Below are 19982 nucleotides of genomic sequence, written 5' to 3' on the forward strand. Positions count from 1 at the left end.
ACAGATTGCGATGACAGGAAGCGGGCCTCAGCCCGCCTTGTCACCTGATTTATGTGCGATCCATGCGCCACAGACGGCCGAAACATAAGGAATGGACTGCGCAGCCAGGATGATCATCCATAGTTTGCCCTCGATGTAACCCGAACCGAAGCTCATGCCCATGCCAATCACGCATAGCATCAGCACGAAGGCCATCATCAGTTCTTCACGTACGGGTGTGAACGCCGCGAAGCTTGATTCGCCCAGGCGTCGGCTCTTGGCGGTCACAATGAAGGCGGTCTTCTTGCGCGTCAATCCATGCAGGATGCCGCGTGCGATGGCATGCGACAGGCCCATGCTGGCCAGGGAGGCCATCAGGGTGTCGTACCAGCTACAGGGCACGCGGGCACGGTAAAGCACGATGCCGAAGATTGCCTTGGCGAAGAAGAAGCCGATCACTGGAATCAGGAACAACTGCATCGGCAGATTGAAGACCGTCGGCAGGCCAATCATGCCCGCGGTCCAGAAGATCGCCATCAGCGTAAAGATCAGGTGCAGCGCATCGGCGAACCAGCTGAACCAGCCGGTGAGGAAGTGGAAGCGCTGGCCGGCACTCAAGGGACCCTTGCGAGTCATCCAGTCCCAGCGGCCCTTGAGAATCTGCATGGCGCCGAAGGCCCAGCGGTAGCGCTGGCTCTTGTACGCCTTGAAGTCGGCAGGGGTCAGGCCCTTGCCCATCAGCTCGTCGACGTACACCAACTCATAGCCCGCGTGCATCAGGCGCAGGCCGAGCTCGGCATCCTCGCAGATGGTCCACTCGGACCAGCCGCCGGTGCCTTCCAGGGCCGAACGGCGCACCATGGTCATGGTGCCATGTTGGATGATGGCATTGCGCTCGTTGCGATGGTGCATGCCGATGCGGAAGAACCCGTCATATTCCCAGGCGGTCATGCGGCGGAACGTGTTGTTCTCGAACTCGCGATGCGCCTGAGGGCATTGCACCACGGCCACCTTCGGGTCGTGGAAGTAGCCGGTCAGCGTGGACAGCCAATCCGAACGTACCTCGTAGTCGGCGTCGATCACGGCCACCACGTCGGCGCGCGGGTCGGTCTCCTTCAGGCCGAAATTCAACGCGCCTGCCTTGAAGCCGGGCCATGGCTCAAGATGGAAGAAGCGGAAGCGCGCGCCAAGCTTCTCGCAATACTCCTGCACGGGCTTCCAGACGTTCGGGTCCTTGGTGTTGTTGTCGATCACCAGGACTTCATAGTTCTCGTATTCGAGCCGGGTCAGCGAGTCGAGCGTGACGATCACCATTTCCGGCGGCTCGTTGTAGCAGGCCAGGTGAATCGACACGAACGGTTGACGTGCGGGCGGGTCGGGCGTGAGCATCGTCGCGTGGCGCACCCAGCGGCGGCGCCACAGCACCTCGGTGAACTCGAAGCCGTTGATCAGCAGGATCGCCAGGATCGCGATCTGCGCCGGGAACAGCAGAACCAGCATGGTCCAGTCCACCCAGCTCAGGTAGAAATTGAATGGCAGGGTGGCCGACCACACAATCAGGCCGCAGGCCAGTTGGATCAGCGCGCAGAAGAAAAACCGCCCCATCAGTCTGAAGCGGCTGTAATGGCGCGAGAACCAGATCATCGGCAGCAGGGCCAGCAGGCTGGCGGCTATTGCCTTCCACGGCCACATCACATCCTCGGTCACCGGACCGACAAATGGGAATTTCAGCTGGCGATCGGCATTGAACATGCCCCAGTACGCTTCGGTGCGGCCGGAGAGCTGCTCCTTCCATGGCTGGTCGAACGCTTCCATGACGTAGTAGTCGATCTTCTCGCGCTTGGCCAGGTTGAACCAGGTGCGCAGGAAGATCGCCTCGTTGGAGACGGAAGGGGATGAGTACAGGAAACGATTGCCGTTGGACGGCCAGCCGATCTCACCGATCACGATCGGTTTGTTCGGGAATGTCCTTCGGAGATTTTCATAGCTGCCGTAGGCGGCATTGACCGCGGGATACTCAGAAATCTCGCCGTTCTTGCGTGGCGTACGCGCCATGGTCACACCGTTCCAATAGGGGAACAGGTGCACCGTGATGAAGTCCTCGTGGTCGGCAAGCTCCGGATATCGCAGCCAGATGTACTCCGGTTCGGCAATCGACACCGGCTGGCGTACCGCCGCGCGCACGCGGTCGGCATAGGCCATCAGCTGTTCCGGCGGCATGTTGTTGCGGAAAAGCACTTCGTTGCCAACGATCACCCGGTTGATCGTATCCGGATACCGCCTGGCCTGGGCGACCAGGGCGGCGATTTCCTTTTCATTGTTGTCCAGGCGATTGTCCAGCCAGGCGCCGGCCATCACACGCAACCCTTCTTTTTCCGCCAGGCGATAGACCTGGGGATTTTCGAGCATCGAGTAAGTGCGGATGCGCGGTGTGTACTGGCGCAGCAGCTTGAGGTCGCCATCGACCTCCTCGTCGCTGGGGAAATCCTGCTTGAGCGGATTCTGGTAGCGCTGGAACGCTGACAGCGCAAAGCCGCCGATCGGGCCGTGCCACTCTTCCGGTCCGTGCGGCAGATTGCTCCACCACCACAGGCCAATGTTCATCGCAGCCACCACGAGGGCAAGCAGGATCGCGGCGATGAAAGGGTGACGGCTGTCCTGATTAGCTGGTGTCGAGCTCAAAACGGTCCCCGGGGGATGCCTCGCACGAGGCCCAAAAACCTGGGGAGCTTACTAATGCGAGGCGAAAGGCTCAATAAAGGGGGCCGATAGTGGGTCAGTTTGAGGTCAGGGGAGAGAGACCAAGGCGATCGTCGAGAGCAGCGGAGGGTGAGAGAAAAGCCCACCAGCCAAGCCGTTTACCGCCCAGTGAGGTCGATGAGGCAGCGACGGGAGGAGTCACGGGGTACCGAGTCTCCTCCTGCTTGTCACTCCTGATGCATTCGCTTCTCGGTCACTTGAGCAAGGAACGCAGCATCCAGGCCGTCTTCTCATGCTCTTTCAGGCGACCTGTGACCAGGTCCGCAGTGCCTTCGTCACCCGATTGGTCGGCGACCTTGATGACCTGCCGGGCGGTATGGGCGGCGATCTCATGGCCTTCGACCAGCTGGCCGACCATGTCCTTCCACTCCGGCACGCCCGATTCCTCCTTGATGGAGGTGAGCTTGCCGAACTGGCTGTAGGAGCCAGGTGCGAACACATCCAGGGTGCGGATGCGTTCGGCAACCTCGTCAGCGGCCAGCCACAGCTCGTTGTACTGGGTCTCGAACATCGTATGCAGGCTGTTGAACTGCGGGCCGGTGATGTTCCAGTGGAAGCTATGGGTCTTCAGATAAAGCGAGTAGGTATCGGCCAGAAGCTTCGATAGCTGCTGGGCGATGGATTCGCGGTCCTTTTTGTCGATGCCAATGGAAATGGCCATGGTTTGGCTCCTTGTTCGAAGATTATGGGTTCAAGCTTAGCGGGGGCACTTGTTAGGAAGAAATGAAAGTTGCCGATCTGCGCCATAGCCTGCGGCTATCATGTGCGGTCCCATGACCCAGATACCTGTCCCCCCCTCTTCCCTCGACGACCGCCTGCGTCAGTTGCGCAAAGCGCTCAACGGCGTGAGTACGCGCGATTTCGGCCGCCTGCTCGGTCGCTGGCGTGGTCAACAGCGCCAGCCCGATGGTGCCCGGCTCGATGCGCTCGCGGCCGATATCGAGGCATCTGCGGCCAAACGCCGCGCCCGCGCCGATGCCAAGCCGGTGATCACGCTCGACGAGTCGCTGCCGATCACGGCGCGCGCGGCGGAGATTGCCCGGCTGATCGAGCGCCACCAGGTGGTAGTGATCGCCGGCGAAACCGGCTCGGGCAAGACAACCCAGTTACCCAAGCTATGTCTGACCGCTGGGCGAGGCGAGGCCGGCCTGATCGGTTGCACCCAGCCTCGTCGTCTGGCCGCCCGCTCGGTGGCGCGACGCGTGGCCGAGGAACTGGGCACGCAGATCGGCGGCAAGGTCGGCTTCCAGGTGCGCTTCACCGACCAGGTGTCGGACCAGACCCTGGTCAAGTTCATGACCGACGGTATCCTGCTGGCCGAAACCCAGGGCGATCCCTGGTTGTCCGCCTACGACACGATCATCATCGACGAGGCGCACGAGCGCAGCCTCAACATCGACTTCCTGCTCGGATACCTCAAGCGGCTGGCGCAGCGGCGCCCGGACCTGAAGATCATCGTGACGTCGGCCACGATTGACACCGCACGCTTTGCCGAACACTTCGACGGCGCACCGATCGTCTCGGTGGAAGGCCGTACATATCCGGTGGAAGTTCGTTGGCGCGGCGTGGACGAAGTCAATGTGCGACGCGGCCAGAAGTCCGGTGACCTGCAACAGGGCAGCGCCGAGCATGTGGCGGCAGTGCTGGACGAGATTACCCATGACGATCCGCTTGGCGACGTGCTGGTGTTCCTGCCGGGCGAGCGCGAGATCCGTGACACGCACCTGATGCTTTCACGCCGTCAATATCGCCAGACCGAGATCCTGCCGCTGTATGCGCGCCTGTCCACTACCGACCAGGATCGCGTGTTCAAGCCAGGCCCCGCGCGCCGAGTCGTGTTGACCACCAACGTGGCCGAAACCTCGTTGACGGTGCCGCGCATCCGCTATGTCATAGACAGTGGACAAGCACGCGTCAAGCGCTACAGCCAGCGCACCCAGATAGAGCGCCTAAATATCGAATCGATCTCGCAGGCGGCAGCCAACCAGCGCAAGGGGCGCTGCGGTCGCGTCGGCCCAGGTATCTGCTATCGCTTGTATAGCGAGGCTGATTTCGAGAGCCGCGCGGCATACACCGATCCGGAGCTGCTGCGCTCTTCACTGGCCAACGTCATCCTGCGCATGCTCTCGCTGCAACTGGGGGATGTGGACGAGTTTCCGTTCCTGGAAGCACCCGATCCTCGCGTGGTGGCGGACGGCTATCGTCGCCTGACCGAAATATCGGCTATCGACGAGCGTCGCCAGCTGACCGTGATCGGTCGCACGCTGACGCGTTTGCCAATCGATGTACAACTGGCTCGCATGTTGGTCGAGGCGCAGCAGCGCAACAGCTTGCGCGAGTTGATCATCATTGCCGCCTTCATGAGCAACCAGGATCCGCGAGAGCGTCCGGCCGAAGCGCGCAACCAGGCCAACGCCGCCCATGCGGTGTTTGCCGATCCCAAATCCGATTTCCTGTGGGTGCTCAATCTCTGGCGCGACTACAGCAATGCCCACGAGGAGATGACCCAGTCGCAATTGCGTCAATGGTGCGCTCGCAACTACCTGCATTTCCTGCGCATGCGCGAATGGCGCGAGTTGCATCGCCAGTTGTTGCTGGTGACCCAGGAGATCTGGCCCAGTGGACAAAGTAAAGCGACTGAGGTGGCGGCTGGCGACCCCGGAAGCGGCAAATCGGCTGGGCCGCAGTCGCGGCAACTGGCGCGTAAAGCGCAACCGGTACGCGGCAAGGGCACCCGGTCGCCTGTTGCGCTCGATGCTGCCCCTGCGCAGGTCCCGACGCAGGATAATTACGAGGCCATTCATCGCAGCCTGCTCGCCGGCATGCCGACCCAGATCGGTCACAAGGACGAAAAGGGCGTCTATCGCGGTACGCGCGAGCGGCGGTTCTCGCTGTTTCGTAGTTCTTCGGTGGCCAAGGCGCCTCCAGCCTGGGTCATGGCCGCGCAGATCGTGGACATCGGCGGACGCGTGTGGGGCATGATGTGTGCCCGTGTGGAACCGGCTTGGATCGAGCAGCAGGCCGCGCATCTGGTGCGTAGCACCTGCCGCGACATGCACTGGTCGCGCAAGCGAGGAACCGTGGTGGCTCATGAGCAGGTTACCTTGCTCGGCGTGGCCTTGGTCGAACGTCGTCCAGTGACCTTCCATAAGCAGGACCCGTCGCTGGCCCACCAGATTTTCCTGCGTGAAGCGCTGGCTCGATGCGATATCGACACCCGTGCCGATTTCGTGCGCGCCAATCAACGCGTGCTGGAGGATGCTCGCGGCATGGAAGCCAAGCAGCGTCGCGAAGGACTGATCCGCGACGAGGACGAACTGGTCGGCTTCTTCGATGGCAAGTTGCCTGGTGACATCTCCAGCAGTCGTGCGCTGGACGCCTGGTTCAGGCAGGCGCGCCCGACTGAACAGGCCGCATTGCGCTGGTCGCTCGATGATGTGCTGGTGGGGGGCTCGGGTCTGGACCCCAAGGCATTCCCCGCGGTGATGGACATACCCCCTCAACGTTATCGCCTGGAATATCGCTTCGTGCCCGGTGATGAGGCTGATGGCGTGACACTGCACCTGCCGCTGGCGATGCTCAACGCCTTGCCGACGGACCGGTGTCAATGGCTGGTGCCAGGATTACTGGCCGAAAAAGTCGCCGAACTGATTCGTGGCCTGCCCAAGGCCCTGCGCCGCAACTTCGTGCCGGCGCCGGATTTTGCGCGCGCCTTTGTCGAAGCCGAGGCGCCTCGTGATGAACCATTGGCGCGGGCGTTACCTGCCTTCCTGCGGCGCACGACGGGCGTGGAAGTGGATGCCCAGGCGTTTGAAGGGATCGAACTGCCCGCGCATTTCTCCATGCGTTACCGTCTGTACGATGGCGACGAGCAGGGGAGGGGGCACACGTTGGCCGCCAGTCGTGACTTGGCCGGGCTGCGTGCGCAATGGGAAGGACGCGCACGTGAAGCCTTTTCGCGCAAGACGGACATCGAATTGACGCGCGAAGATGTCACAGGATGGGATTTCGAGCAGATTCCCGCGCAGGTGCGCTCGGACGGCGGGCTCATGGCGTTTCCCGCCCTGGTTGACCTGGGCGATGCCGTGGCCCTGCGTGTTTTCGAGCGTTCCGACGAAGCGCGCCAGGCCCATCGCCAGGGCGTGATCCGGCTGTTGCGCAACGCCATCGCCACCGACATGAAGCAGGCGCGCCGCCGTTTGCCCGTGAGTAATGCGCTGGCCCTCAAATATGCTCCGCTTGGTGGCGTCGATGGCTTGCGCGAAGACCTCGTGGAAGGCGGCTTTGCCGATCTGCTCGAACGGCATGACCTGGACGTGCGCACGGCCGCCGCCTTCGAGTCGCTGCATACGCAGTTCTCGCGAGAACTGTTTGCCGCGGGTATCGAGCGCCTCAAGCTGGCCGAGCCTATTATCGAGGCTCAGGCCGAACTCAAACCCTGGCTGGAACCACCCTTGATGGGTTTTGCACGCGCCAGTTACGACGACATGCGCGAACAGTTGGATGCGCTGCTCGTGCCGGGCTTCCTGCGCGAATTGTCGACCGCTCGCCTGGCTCACCTGCCACGCTACCTGCGAGCGATGCGCTTGCGTGGCGAGCGTCTGCGGCAGGATCCGACTCGCGACCAGCAGCGCATGCTCCAGGTCCTGGCGTATTGGCGCCATTACCTGGATTTCCGCGCCGAAGGCGTTGGCCCGCTGGATGAACTGCGCTGGCTGATCGAGGAATGGCGAGTCTCGCTGTTCGCGCAGGAACTGAAGACCGCCGAGCCGGTATCAATCAAGCGCCTGGGTAAGGCGGTAGAAACCTTGCGCAAGGTGGCCGGCGACCAGCGCTACTGATCCGGCAGGCCCTTGCTCTCCATGTTTGCCGGCAGCGCGGACCGGGTGTAATGAGGCGAGGGGGACGAATTTGCCGTCGTTTCCCGAAACGACGTGTCGATTCAGCGATTTTCCTCGCCGCGCGCTTTAAAATGAGCCATGGCCCGTACCGCTGACTCTCCTGCCATCGACCGTTTCGCCGCGTGGCGTGCGCGTGAGCTGCCGCGCGTGCTTGCCGACGCGCTCGCCGCCGTAGAATATCCCTCGCTTCCCTTGGGCGAGTGCATGGACGTACTCGATCTGCTGGGGATGCTCGGTTGCGATGCGCAGACCCAGGCCGCGGCACTGTGGTTCGAGATCAGTCGTGTCGCACCGGAAAGCTGGGCCGCGCAGAAAGGCACGTTGCCCGTCGATATCCAGCGCCTGGTCGATGGCCAGGCCGCGGCCGAGCAGGTCTGGGCCTTGCACGCCCAACGCACTGCGGGCAGCGGCAGCGAAGGGCTACGGCGGCTGTTGCTGGCGATCATCCGTGACTTGCGCGTGGTCTTCATCCTGTTGGCACGGCAACTGGCGCGGCTGCGCGCGGCGGGCGCGCTGCCCGAGGCGCAACGACATGCCCTGGCGCAACTGACCCAGGACATCCATGGGCCGCTGGCCAATCGCCTTGGTATCTGGCAGCTCAAGTGGGAACTGGAAGATCTCTCATTTCGTTATCTCAAGCCCGATACTTACAAACGTATCGCCAAGTTGCTGGATGAGCGTCGCGCCGACCGCGAGAGTTTCATCGCCCAATCGCTATCGGCCTTGCGTCAGGCGCTGGAGGCTGCCGGTGTCCGTGCAGACTTGGCCGGTCGTCCCAAGCACATCTACTCGATCTGGAAGAAGATGCAGCGCAAGTCGCTGGATTTCTCAGATCTCTATGACATTCGCGCTGTGCGCGTGCTGGTAGACAGCGTGGCCGATTGTTATGCCGCGTTGGGCGTCGTGCACACGTTGTGGCCGCATCTGCCCGGCGAATTCGACGATTACATCGCCCGACCCAAGGGCAATGACTACCGTTCGCTGCATACGGCGGTGGTCGGGCCCCATGGCAAGACGCTGGAAGTGCAGATCCGTACGCACGATATGCATCGGATCAATGAACTGGGCGTCGCCGCGCACTGGCGCTACAAGGAGGGCGGCAGCGGCGACAGCGAATTCGAGGCCAAGATCGCCTGGATGCGCAAGCTGCTCGAACCTCGCGGCGAAAGCGATAGCGAAGTCGCCGCCGGCCTGCAGACGGAATTGCTCGAAGATCGCGTCTATGTGCTGACGCCACGCGGCGAGGTGGTGGACCTGCCACGTGGATCGACCGTGCTCGATTTCGCCTATCACGTACATACCGAAGTCGGGCATCGCTGCCGTGGCGCCAAGGTCAACGGCCGCATCGTGCCGCTGACCTTTCAGCCCCAGAGCGGCGATCGCATCGAGATCCTCACCGGCAAGCTCGCCGAGCCCAGCCGCGACTGGCTGTCCACGCATCACGGATACCTGCATACGTCGCGGGCGAAAGAAAAGGTCCGCGTGTGGTTTCGACGTGTGGCGCAGGAGGCCAACCTGGCCGCAGGCCGCGCCATGCTCGACCGCGAACTGCGGCGACTGGCCATGACCCATGCCGACCTGTCCAGGTTGCCGGCGCATTTTCACTGGAAGACGCTGGACGAGGTGCTCGTCGCGCTGGCGCTGGGCGAGATCAACCCGGGACAGATCTCTCGGTTCCTGCAAGAAGCCGCCGCGCCGCCAGCGCAGGAAGTGACTCAGTCCTCGCTACCGGTCGCCTCGCGTCATCAGGTCAAGGACCACACGGCGCTCAGCATCGAAGGTGTCGGCAACCTGCTGACCTCGCTGGCACGTTGTTGCCAGCCTTTGCCCGGCGATCCGGTGAGCGGCTTCATCACGCGCGGGCGCGGTGTTTCGGTACATCGCGCCGATTGCGTCAGTCTCGCGCGCCTTGCGCGCCGTGACCCTGACCGTGTCATCGACGTGGAGTGGGGCAAGGTCGCCGCGCAGGCCTACGAGGTGGACATCGAATTGCAGGGCTACGATCGCAAGGGGCTGCAAAAGGACGTCACCGCGCTGATCAGCAACTTCGGCACCCACATCATCGCTTCGTCCAGCCGCGTACACACCCGTACCGGCGAAGTAGATATGCGCTTCACCCTGCGCGTACGCGATTTCGAGCAGCTTTCCACGCTGCTGGGTCGATTGACCGCCCTCCCCAACGTCGTCGATGCCCGCCGGGTGGGCGGTGCGTAAGATCGGGGCGAGAGACGATCAGCGAGGGTGCATCATGGATGGGCGCAAGATGCTTCCACGCATGGCGTCCAGTTCTTCTGGTGAATGTGAAGTCCTGGTCCGGCCATTCCAAGCGGTGCATTCGCGCATCGTCCCTCGTCCCTGATACACCCCCTGAACGCCCACCACGCCTCGCCCAAGCTGGGATGCGCGCGGATGCTAAGCTCATGCGGTTGCAAACAGGCCTGCATATATGAGCGGACGCAGAGATCAGCATGACCAGGGCGGTCGAACCGAGCCTCGCCTGGGCAATCTGGATGGCTGGGATAAACCCCAGGGACCGGCACCCGCGGCGCCGCGTGACGAGTTGCCACATTTTGGCGCGGCCGATCCGGACCGGCGTCGGTCGTCGCCGCGTGCCCCGCAGCCGCCCAGGCCGAGCCGGCGTGGCTGGCTGTGGCCGTTGTTGCTGTTGCTGGTGGTCGGTTTGGTCGCTTTTGCCTGGGTGGAACAAGACCGCTTGCGCGGGCTCGTGCCGAGCACGGAGCTCAACGATGTGCTCAGTCGCGCCGATCAGGCTTTGCACGACGGTCGTCTGGACGGTACGGATGGCAAGAGCGCGCGCGAGCTCTACGAGGCAGCCCGGGCGCTGGAGCCGGACAATGATCGCGCCCGCGACGGCCTGCGCCAAGTCGGGCAGGCCGAGGTGTCGCGTGCCGATGCCGCATTGCACGCCGGCAAGCTGGACGAAGCCTCGCAAGCGCTGAATGCAGCCCGTGAACTATTGGGCGGCGGTAGCGACGTCGAGCGCCTGGACCAGGAGATCGCCAAGGCGCACAGCGCTAACGTGCAGCCCGACGGCCTGATCGAGCGCGCGCAACAGGCGCTCGATGCCGGTCGCCTGGATGGCGATGATGGTGCGGCCAATCTTTATCGTCAGGTGTTGGCGATCGATCGTAACAACGCGATTGCGCTGCACGGCATGGACAAGGTCGCCGAGGCCATGGCCGCACAGGCGCGCAAGGCCATCGACGATGGCGACCGCAACGGGGCCTCTGCGATTGTCGATCGCCTTTCCAACCTGATGCCCAATTACGGCGAGTTGCCATCGCTGCGCGCTGCCCTGGTGCAAGCGCAGAAGCAGGACAACGGCGAACTGGCGCAAGACATCAAGCAAGGGCAGGATGCCCTGCGTGCCGGCCGTATCGATGGCGATGGGCAGGACACGGCGCTGGCGTACTTCAAGGCAGCGCTGCAGATCGATCCGGACAACGCCGAAGCCAAGGCAGGCCTGGGGCAGGTAGCGACCGCGCTCATCGTGCAGGCCAATGCCGCCATCGATGCTGACGATGCCGCGCATGCCGGGCAATTGCTCGAACGCGCGGCCATGTTCGCGCCCAAGTCGGCCGATCTCGCCGCCGCGCATGCGCGTCTGGACGACCTGACTCGTCGAAAAAATGCCAGCGACGGCAATCTGCCGGCGATGCAGGCCGGCCAGGACGGTGACCTGGGGACGGCCGCACCCACGACGCTTTCGCCGCAACAGAGTGCACAAGTGGCGCGCATGGTGCACAAAGCCGATGCCGCGGCGCGCCATGGCGACATCATGCTGCCGCCTGGCGACAGTGCATATGATCTCTATCGAGGTGCCCTGGCCATCGACAGCAACAACGAGGCCGCGCGGCGTGGCTTGCAGGAGCTTCCCAATCTGGTGGCGCGCCAGTTCAATCAGGCGATGTCCAATGGCAATCTGGTGCAGGCCGAGGGGTTCCTCGGCGATCTTTCCGATCTTGCCCCTGGCGACGCCGGCCAGGATCAGTTGCGCCAGCGCCTGGGCAGTGCCTGGATGGACCAGGCCGAGCAGCAACTGGGACGTGGCGATCGAGCGGGTGCTGCGCAGTCGCTGAACCATGCTGGCAAGCTGTCGTCATCCAATCCGCGCCTGCAACAGTTGAGCGCGCGTTTGCAGTCGGGATACTGAAAGCGCATGGCGGTACTGGTTATTGGAGCCAGCGGCCAGATCGGCCGCTTTCTGCTGCCCCGCCTGGCGACGCGCGGCGAACGGGTTATCGCATTCAGCCGCCAGGAGCAGGCGCCCATCGAAGGCGTGCAATGGGTACGTGCCCAGGTGCCCGACTCGCCGTTGCCGGAGGGGCGCATCACCGCCATCATCAGCATGGGACCACTGGTCGGGTTCGATGAATGGCTTTCGCGAATCGACTTGCACCAGCGGCCTCGCGTGATCGCCACCAGTTCGATGAGCGCGCAATCCAAGCTCGATTCGGAGTTACGCTCCGAACGCGAGCTGGCTCAGAGCATGCGCGACAGCGAGGCCCGGATGGCACGCCTGTGCGATCGCCACGGCTGCCCATGGATCGTGCTGCGACCCACCATGATCTATGGCATCGGCATGGACAAGACACTTTCGCCCATCGCACGGCGCGCCATGCAGACCGGGGTGTTTCCCTTGTTGCAGGGTGAAGGCCTGCGCCAACCGGTGCATGCCGACGATATCGCCCAGGCCATCGTGGCCGCGCTGGACCGGCGCGAGGCGTCGGGTTACATCCTGCCCATCGGAGGCGGCGAACGGCTGAGCGTGCGCGACATGTTCGTGCGAGTACGCCGCAGCCTGCCGCGCTGGACGCTACCCATGCCGGTGCCATTGCGAGCGTTACGCATGTTGCGTTATTTCATGCAGAACGTACGCGGCACGCTGTCGCGCTTCCAGACCGACCTGGTCGCCGACAACACGGAATTGGAGCGTCGCCTGGGGGTGCGGCCGCGACCTTTCAGGCCCGATCCCTCCTGCTGGGAACCTTCCGGGCGTGTGCGTTGAACGGCAAAGGCCGGCTTTTGCCACGAATGGTCCGCAAATAGTCACGAATCCGGGGCCGGCGTTCAGACGCCCGCCGGCAAGCAGGCCCTATGATCGGCCCACTCCGTGTCAGGGATTTCGCTGCGTTGTCCTTTCTGAGCCGACTTTCAGCCATCGCCCGCGCCATCTGGCCCTGGGTCCGCATTCCGTTCTGGGTCTTCATGGGGCTGCTGTTCGGTTTCGTGTTGCCCTATACGGTGATCCTCAACAAGCGGGTGCAGGATCGCTTCAACGATCTTGTATTCGCGGTGCCCACGCGCGTGTATGCGCGCCCGTTGCCGCTGGCCGCCGACGAGGCCATGTCGCCGTCGATGCTGGAGCTTGAACTGACGTTTGCCGGCTATACCCGCGATGAGCGCGGCGAAGTGGCGGGCAGTTGGACCAAGAACGGCAGCACCTATTTCATCGCCTCGCGTGGGTACGCCGGTCCCGATGGCGGCGAGCTGCCGCGTCGCATCCGCGTCGTGCTGGGCAAAGGTCAGGTGTTGTCCATCAAGGACATCGCCAGCGGCAAGCCTATCGATACCACCCACCTTGATCCGGCGCGTATCGCCACGTTGTATGGTTCGGCCCAGGAAGAGCGTCGAATCGTACGTCTTGCCGACGTCCCCCCTCTGCTGCTCAGTGGTTTGCAGGCGGTCGAGGATCGCGACTTCAAGCACCACTTCGGCATCGATATCGGCGCGATCCTGCGCGCGACCTTTGCCAACCTGCGCGCCGGCCATACGGTGCAGGGCGGCTCCACGCTGACCCAGCAATTGGTGCGCAACCTGTTTCTGGATCGTGACCAGAACTACACACGCAAATTCAACGAAGCGTTGATGTCGGTGTTGATCGAGGCACATTATGACAAGGGCCGCATCCTGGAGGCCTACGTCAACGAAGTCTTCCTCGGTCAACAGGGCAGCCAGGCGGTGCACGGTTTCGCTGCGGCGTCGGAGTTCTATTTTGGTCGTCGCATGGAGGACCTGCGTCCGCAGGAAATCGCCTTGCTGGTCGGCATGGTGAAGGGACCCAGTTATTACGACCCGCGCCGTTATCCCGATCGTGCGTTGTCACGGCGTAACTTGGTGTTGCAGCAGTTCGTCGATACGGGCTTGCTGACAGCCGAGCAGGGCAAGGCAGCGCAGGCCACGCAGCTGGGCCTGGCTGGCGCGGGTCAGCTACCGCACAACCGGTTCCCTGCTTTCATGCAACTGGTGCGCGCGCAGATCACCAGTGACTTCGATGACGAGACGCTCAGCGCAGGTAACCTGAGCATCTTCACCACGCTTGATCCGGCCGCGCAGCTATATACCGAGCAAGCCGTAGCCGATACCGCCAAGGCGCTGGGCAAGCGTGGCGATGCGGCGCAGGCCGCGGGCGTGGTCACCGATGCGCACACGGGCAGCGTGCTGGCCATCGTTGGTTCGAAGGACCCGGGGGATCAGGGTTACAACCGCGCGATCGACGCGCGGCGTTCGATCGGTTCGCTCATGAAGCCGTTCGTCTATCTGGTCGCCCTGACCGACCCCTCGCGCTGGAATCTTTCCACGCTGATCGACGATTCGCCGGTGGCCATGCGCCAGCCCGATGGCACCATGTGGACGCCGCAGAACGACGAACACGACGTGCACGGCATGGTACCGATGGTCGATGGCCTGATTCATTCGTGGAATCTGGCGACCATTCATATGGGCCTGGAAGTGGGCGTGCCGCGCATCAAGGCGTTCCTCGAATCGTTCGGCTTGCAGGACGTCAATCCCGGTCCGTCGTTGTTGCTTGGTGCGCAGGGTATGTCCCCTTTGCAGGTAGCCCAGCTCTACCAATACATCTCGGCTGACGGTCACGCCTTGCCATTGCTCGCGGTCAATGGTGTCGTCAATGCCGACGGCCGCACCATCAAGCGCTACGAGGTCAAGGGTGGTGACGGCGAGTACCAGGATGCCGTGCGCCTGACCACCTGGGCGATGCAGCAGGTCGTGCGCTCAGGGACTGCCGCGGCGATCGGCAATTCCAACCTTGGCATACTCAACGCCGCTGGCAAGACCGGCACCAGCAACGACCAACGCGACAGCTGGTTCGCCGGTTTCACGGGCGAACACCTGGCGGTGTTCTGGATGGGCCGCGACGACAACAAGCCCAGCGGGCTCTACGGCGCAACGGGCAGCCTGCGCATCTGGCAGAACTTGTTCCGCAAGCTGCCCACGCGGCCCTTGTCCACGGCGCTGGGTCCGAATCTGGAAATGGCCTGGATCAATCCACAGGATGGCAAGCGTACCGATCCATCGTGTCAGGGCGCACGTCAGTTCCCTGTCGTTGTCGGTACTCTGGCGTCCGAATCGGAAGGCTGCTTCTGGCAGCATGTCGAAAATATCTTCGGTAGCGGCAAGGACGAACCCGCACCGGCCTCAACCGCATCCGTACGAGATTGAAGATCATGCTTGCCAAATGCTCTCCGTTGCTTCCTTCGTTGCTTGCCATGGTTGTGCTGGCTGGCTGTACGACGGTGCCACCACCGGCGCCTCCCGCCCCGCAAGCCAAGGCTGACAGCCTGATCCTCGCCTCGATCAAGGCGGCTGGCGACAAGGAAAAGTCGGCCATCGACGTCAACCCCTTGCGCAATCCCGGGGTAGCCTCGCTCCAGGACGCCGCGCAGGCTGACGTGCGCGCCGGGCGCTATCCTGATGCCGCGGCTAAGCTGGACCAGGCGCTGAAGCTCAGTCCGGATTCGCCGGATCTATTGCAGGATCGCGCGGAATTGGCCATTCGCCTGCACGATTACGCGTCGGCGGAAAAGTTGGCGCATCGCTCGTGGGAACTTGGCCCGCGTCTAGGACCGCTGTGCGCACGCAACTGGCAAACGATCGTGGAATTGCGCGATCGCGCAGGCGACCAGGCTGCTGCGGCCCAGGCGCGCAACGCCGTAGGGCAGTGCCATGTCGAAGGCGTGCAGCGATACTGATGCCTCCCACCCCCGTGGGAGCGACTTTGTGGTGGCGATGCAAGTCGCGACTCAGGTCGCGGCTTGGAGGTTTTAAAACCTCCAATCTGCGACTGAATCGCAGATTACATCGCCACTGAGGTCGCTCCTGCGCGGGAAATGGACCGCGGAAATCCCCACCGGCGTCGCGCTCGAGCATCCCTGCCAACCATCAGCCATACTAGGCCGATGACCGATCCGGATATTGCCGACCTGCTTGGTGCAGATGGCCCTTTTGCCCGTGACTTGCCCAACTTCCTGCCGCGCGAGGCGCAACAGGAGATGGCCAGGGCTGTGCAGCATGCGATTGCCGAACGCGACACCTTGGTCGCCGAGGCTGGCACGGGAACCGGCAAGACTTACGCTTACCTGGTGCCAGCATTGTTGTCGGGCGAACGCGTGATCGTGTCCACCGGCACCAAGGCGCTACAGGACCAACTCTATTTCCGCGATCTGCCGCGCGTGCGCTCGGTGCTCGGCGCGAACGTCAAGACGGCCTTGCTCAAGGGGCGGGCCAATTATCTTTGCCTGTATCGCCTCGACCAGACTGTCCGCGAAGGAGCCAGCTTTGATCGCGAACATGCTGGGCAATTGGCAGCAATCCGCGCTTGGTCGGCGCGCACGCGACGCGGCGATCGCATGGAACTGGCCGAGGTGCCGGAAGAGTCTGCGATGTGGCTGCGCGTTACCTCGACACCGGATAATTGCCTGGGCGTGGAGTGTCCTTTCTACGATGACTGCCATGTCATCAAGGCACGCCGGGAAGCGCAGGAGGCCGAGATCGTCGTCGTCAATCATCATCTGCTGTTCGCCGATCTGGCTCTCAAGCAGGAAGGTTTCGGCGAAATCCTACCCGGCGCTCAGGCATTCATTCTTGACGAAGCGCACCAGATTCCCGAACTGGCCGGGCAGTTCTTTTCGCAGAGCATAAGTGCGCGCCAATTGACCGAACTGGCACAGGACAGCCTGAGCGAATGCACCGGCATTACAGGTGCGCTCGGTGCGGTACTGGAGCCCGTCGAAGCCTTGCAGGAGGCCGTGCGAAAGCTTCGCCTGTCCATGGATGCCATGCCGCAGCGCGGTCCCTTTCACCAACTCGATGGTAGCGCATCGGTGCGCACAGCCTTGCATGATTTGCGTGAGCTGATGGCGGCGCTGGCCGATGTACTGGCCTCACAGGCGGAACGTTCGCGTGGCATGGCCAACGTATTCGAACGTGCCTCGATGTTGAGCGAGCGACTCGATCGCATTGCCGATGGCGGTGGCGAACAGGACGTGCGCTGGTATGAACAATTCCCCCGTGGGTTTGCCTTGCATGCCACGCCGCTGGACCTGGCTGCGCCATTGCGCGGCTTGCGCGAGCGCACACAGGCAGCATGGATTCACACATCGGCTACGTTGTCGGTGGCCGGTGATTTCGGCCATTTTGCCCGCCAACTTGGCCTGGAAGATCCACAGACGCTTAGCCTGCAAAGTCCATTCGATTACGCTCGCCAGGCATTGTGTTACCTGCCGCAGGGTCTGCCTGATCCGGCCGCGCGTGACTATATCGACCGAGTGATCGACGTAGTGTTGCCGGTGCTGCGTGCCTCCAACGGCCGCGCTTTTCTATTGTTCACCTCGCACCGGGCGTTACGGCGCGCAGCCGAGCTTCTGCATCAGCGCGTGCCCTGGCCATTGTTCGTGCAGGGCGCTGCACCACGGCATCGATTGTTGGAGGAGTTTCGCGCAAGCGGTCACGGTGTCTTGCTTGGCGCGGCCAGTTTCTGGGAAGGCGTGGATGTGCAAGGCGATGCACTATCGGTCGTCGTGATCGACAAGCTGCCATTCGCAGCGCCGGATGATCCTGTCCTGCAAGCCAGGCTCGATGCCTTGGAGCAATCGGGCATCAACCCGTTCATGGGTTGGCAGGTGCCCAGCGCCGTGATTGCGCTCAAGCAGGGCGTGGGGCGTCTCATACGCGACGTGCGCGATCGTGGCGTGCTGGTGCTGTGCGATCCCAGGCTGACCGGCAAAGGCTACGGCAAGCTGTTTCTTGCCAGTTTGCCGGCCATGCCACGCACGCGCGATATCGATGATGTCCAGGCCTTTTTTACTCAAAATGGCTCTGTATCGATGGGGGAAGACGCCCTGCCATGACTTTGCCCTCATCGTGCCCGTAAAGTGCCAGGAAACACCAAGTGCAGACGTAGGCTGCCGTGATCTCCTGAGCATCACTCAACCTAAGGATTAGGCTGCCATGAAAACGCAATGGATACACAGTGTGACCGCCAAGGTGCTAGGCGTGGGCTTGCTGGCACTTCTGATGCTTATTCCGTTGGGCCAGGTAAGAAATCTGATTGGCGAGCGTCAGGACCTGCGTCAGCAGGCCGTGGCACAAATCGCGCAAGGATGGGGTGCCGAACAGACATTGGGCGGCCCTGTACTGGCGGTGCCAGGTCGTCGTTCTGTATTGATGGCCGACAGCACGTCTGCGCGAGAGGTAGCGACGACGAATATCGTACTGCCCGACCAGCTCAAGGCCGACGTTTCCATGCAGGTTGACCGGCGCAGCTTTGGTATCTATGCAGCGCCGATATATCTATCGACTATTCATCTCACAGCGCGCTTCCTGCCCGAGGATGTCCAGAAAGCCGCGCGAGCCAGTGCGTCGCAATGGGAGCCAGGCAAGGCGGAGATCCGCTTGCTACTGAGTGACTTGCATGGCCTGCGCAAGGCTACGTTGCGCGTCGATGGCAAGGTGCAGCCGCTGGAATCCTCAGCAGGGCGCATGGCGGGTTTGTCCAGCGTGGTGCTACCCATTTCCCTGGATATGACTTCGGCCAAACCGATCGAACTGGACGCAGAACTGGAAGTAGCCGGCACCGAATCCATGCAGGTGCTTCCCCTGGGGCGCAGCACCGATGTGTCGATGCAGGCACCCTGGGGTGACCCAAGCTTTACCGGTGCCTCTTTGCCAATCGATCGGCAAATCCAGCCGAAACATTTCTCGGCGCATTGGCATGCCTCGGACCTCAACCGCAGTTATGGTCAATATTGGGAAGACGGCGACGAAGCCACCGGACAGGCGGTGATCTCATCGGGTTTCGGCGTGCAGCTCTACCAGCCGGTAGATGTCTACCAACGCAATGATCGGTCGGTGAAGTACGGCCTGTTGTTCATTGGCATGACGTTCGTGGTGTTCTTCCTGTTCGAGGTGCTCAAACGCTTGCGCGTGCATCCGGTGCAATACCTGCTGGTCGGCGCTGCCCTGGCTACGTTCTATGTGTTACTGCTGGCGCTATCGGAGCAGATCGGGTTCGCCTTGGCATATGTCATTGCCGCGGCGGCGGCCGTACTGATTGTCGGCGGCTATGCATGTGCTGTGTTGCGCGCTCGCCAAGCCGGTGTATTACTCGGTAGCGCCCTGGCGATGGTTTATGCCCTGCTGTACGGCCTGGTCGCCGCCGATCAGTATGCCTTGCTGATTGGTGCGGTGGCCTTGCTGGTTGTGGTGGCGCTTCTGATGTATCTCACGCGACGTATCGACTGGTATGCCTATGCGCCAGATTCCGTGTCGCGCCATGATCCGGCTACCATGGACAAACCATGAACCTGCTCGCCATCGAAACTGCTACCGAAGCCTGCTCCGTCGCCCTGTTGCACGGTGATGAAATTATCGCGCGCAGCGAGATCGCGCCGCGCCGTCACGCCGAGCTGGTACTGCCGATGGCCGATGCCTTGCTTGCCGAGGCCGGCCTTGGCCGCCATGCGCTCGATGCCATTGCCGTCGGGCGTGGCCCGGGAGCATTTACCGGTGTCCGCTTGGGCGTTTCGCTGGCGCAAGGCATGGCGCTGGCGTTGGATCGCCCGGTGGTCACGGTATCTTCGCTGGCTGCGCTGGCGCTGGAGGCCGAGGATGAAGACGCCGCCATCCTTGCCGTGATCGATGCCCGCATGGGCGAAATCTACGCTGCCAGCTATCGTCGTGATGGCCGGGGGGGCCTGGTGGCGCTGGACCAGGAAAGAGTCTGTACGGCCGATGCTCTGGTGTTGCCGCAAGCGCAGGCATGGCAGATTGTGGGGACTGGCTGGAGCACATACGAGACGGTGCTGCGCGAACGGCTCTCGGTGGCACCGGTACGTGCGGAAGGTGCGCGTTATCCGCAAGCCCGGCATGTGGCCGAGCTGGCGGCTGGCGAATTCCGTGCAGGTCGCGCCCATGCGCCCGAGCAGGCCCTGCCGATCTATCTGCGCGACAAGGTCGCATTGACGCTGGTCGAGCAGGGACGCGCATAAAAAAACGACGGCGCCATGGCGCCGTCGGTTCTCC

The 19982-nt window shown here is 62.8% G+C and carries 11 protein-coding genes; 9 read left to right on the top strand and 2 right to left on the bottom strand.

The genetic code is table 11. The annotated features are described in order from the left end of the window. Positions 1 to 27: 27 nt before the first annotated feature. Together VF436_RS09385 and VF436_RS09390 are read right to left on the bottom strand one after the other, a co-directional pair. On the bottom strand, positions 28 to 2661 hold the full coding sequence (locus VF436_RS09385) for a glycosyltransferase (RefSeq protein ID WP_330903749.1): 2634 nt from the start codon (positions 2659 to 2661) through the stop codon (positions 28 to 30). A 271-nt stretch (positions 2662 to 2932) separates the two neighbouring features. After that, on the bottom strand, positions 2933 to 3400 hold the full coding sequence (locus VF436_RS09390) for a Dps family protein (RefSeq protein WP_330903750.1): 468 nt from the start codon (positions 3398 to 3400) through the stop codon (positions 2933 to 2935). A gap of 112 nt (positions 3401 to 3512) precedes the next feature. On the opposite strand from VF436_RS09390, the gene hrpA reads away from it, so the two are divergent. The 9 genes from hrpA (at position 3513) to tsaB (ending at position 19948) form a co-directional block, all read left to right on the top strand. Further along, positions 3513 to 7580 carry an ATP-dependent RNA helicase HrpA gene (gene hrpA, locus VF436_RS09395; protein ID WP_330903751.1) on the top strand — a complete coding sequence of 1356 codons (4068 nt, stop codon included), beginning with the start codon at positions 3513 to 3515 and terminating at the stop codon, positions 7578 to 7580. 138 nt (positions 7581 to 7718) lie between these two features. After that, positions 7719 to 9854, top strand: a complete 2136-nt coding sequence (locus tag VF436_RS09400) for a bifunctional (p)ppGpp synthetase/guanosine-3',5'-bis(diphosphate) 3'-pyrophosphohydrolase (RefSeq protein WP_330903752.1) — start codon at positions 7719 to 7721, stop codon at positions 9852 to 9854. Between the two features lie 232 nt (positions 9855 to 10086). Further along, positions 10087 to 11814: a hypothetical protein gene (locus VF436_RS09405; RefSeq protein WP_330903753.1), complete on the top strand. Its 1728-nt coding sequence runs from the start codon at positions 10087 to 10089 to the stop codon at positions 11812 to 11814. Between the two features lie 6 nt (positions 11815 to 11820). After that, a complete protein-coding gene (locus tag VF436_RS09410; protein ID WP_330903754.1) occupies positions 11821 to 12669 on the top strand; it encodes an NAD-dependent epimerase/dehydratase family protein in 849 nt (282 codons plus the stop codon). A 125-nt stretch (positions 12670 to 12794) separates the two neighbouring features. Next, entirely contained in the window at positions 12795 to 15122 is a 2328-nt protein-coding gene (gene mrcB / locus VF436_RS09415; protein ID WP_330903782.1) for a penicillin-binding protein 1B, read from the top strand. A gap of 5 nt (positions 15123 to 15127) precedes the next feature. Continuing rightward, positions 15128 to 15652 carry a tetratricopeptide repeat protein gene (locus VF436_RS09420; protein WP_330903755.1) on the top strand — a complete coding sequence of 175 codons (525 nt, stop codon included), beginning with the start codon at positions 15128 to 15130 and terminating at the stop codon, positions 15650 to 15652. Between the two features lie 207 nt (positions 15653 to 15859). Further along, complete coding sequence (locus VF436_RS09425) at positions 15860 to 17809, top strand: ATP-dependent DNA helicase (protein ID WP_330903756.1); 1950 nt, start codon at positions 15860 to 15862, stop codon at positions 17807 to 17809. Between the two features lie 100 nt (positions 17810 to 17909). Beyond that, entirely contained in the window at positions 17910 to 19262 is a 1353-nt protein-coding gene (gene creD / locus VF436_RS09430) for a cell envelope integrity protein CreD (RefSeq protein ID WP_330903757.1), read from the top strand. Then, positions 19259 to 19948, top strand: a complete 690-nt coding sequence (tsaB, locus tag VF436_RS09435) for a tRNA (adenosine(37)-N6)-threonylcarbamoyltransferase complex dimerization subunit type 1 TsaB (RefSeq protein ID WP_330903758.1) — start codon at positions 19259 to 19261, stop codon at positions 19946 to 19948. Before creD ends, tsaB begins: the two co-directional genes overlap by 4 nt. The last annotated feature ends 34 nt before the right edge of the window (positions 19949 to 19982 follow it).

It is taken from the genome of Dyella sp., from assembly GCF_036384435.1.
In the GTDB taxonomy this organism is placed as follows: Bacteria; Pseudomonadota; Gammaproteobacteria; order Xanthomonadales; family Rhodanobacteraceae; genus GSA-30.

Coding starts and splice junctions, on each gene's coding strand:
- VF436_RS09390 (WP_330903750.1), bottom strand. CDS start 3,400: ATGGCCATTTCCATTGGCATCGACAAAAAGGACCGCGAATCCATCGCC.
- hrpA (WP_330903751.1), top strand. CDS start 3,513: ATGACCCAGATACCTGTCCCCCCCTCTTCCCTCGACGACCGCCTGCGT.
- VF436_RS09400 (WP_330903752.1), top strand. CDS start 7,719: ATGGCCCGTACCGCTGACTCTCCTGCCATCGACCGTTTCGCCGCGTGG.
- VF436_RS09405 (WP_330903753.1), top strand. CDS start 10,087: ATGAGCGGACGCAGAGATCAGCATGACCAGGGCGGTCGAACCGAGCCT.
- VF436_RS09410 (WP_330903754.1), top strand. CDS start 11,821: ATGGCGGTACTGGTTATTGGAGCCAGCGGCCAGATCGGCCGCTTTCTG.
- VF436_RS09420 (WP_330903755.1), top strand. CDS start 15,128: ATGCTTGCCAAATGCTCTCCGTTGCTTCCTTCGTTGCTTGCCATGGTT.
- VF436_RS09425 (WP_330903756.1), top strand. CDS start 15,860: ATGACCGATCCGGATATTGCCGACCTGCTTGGTGCAGATGGCCCTTTT.
- creD (WP_330903757.1), top strand. CDS start 17,910: ATGAAAACGCAATGGATACACAGTGTGACCGCCAAGGTGCTAGGCGTG.
- tsaB (WP_330903758.1), top strand. CDS start 19,259: ATGAACCTGCTCGCCATCGAAACTGCTACCGAAGCCTGCTCCGTCGCC.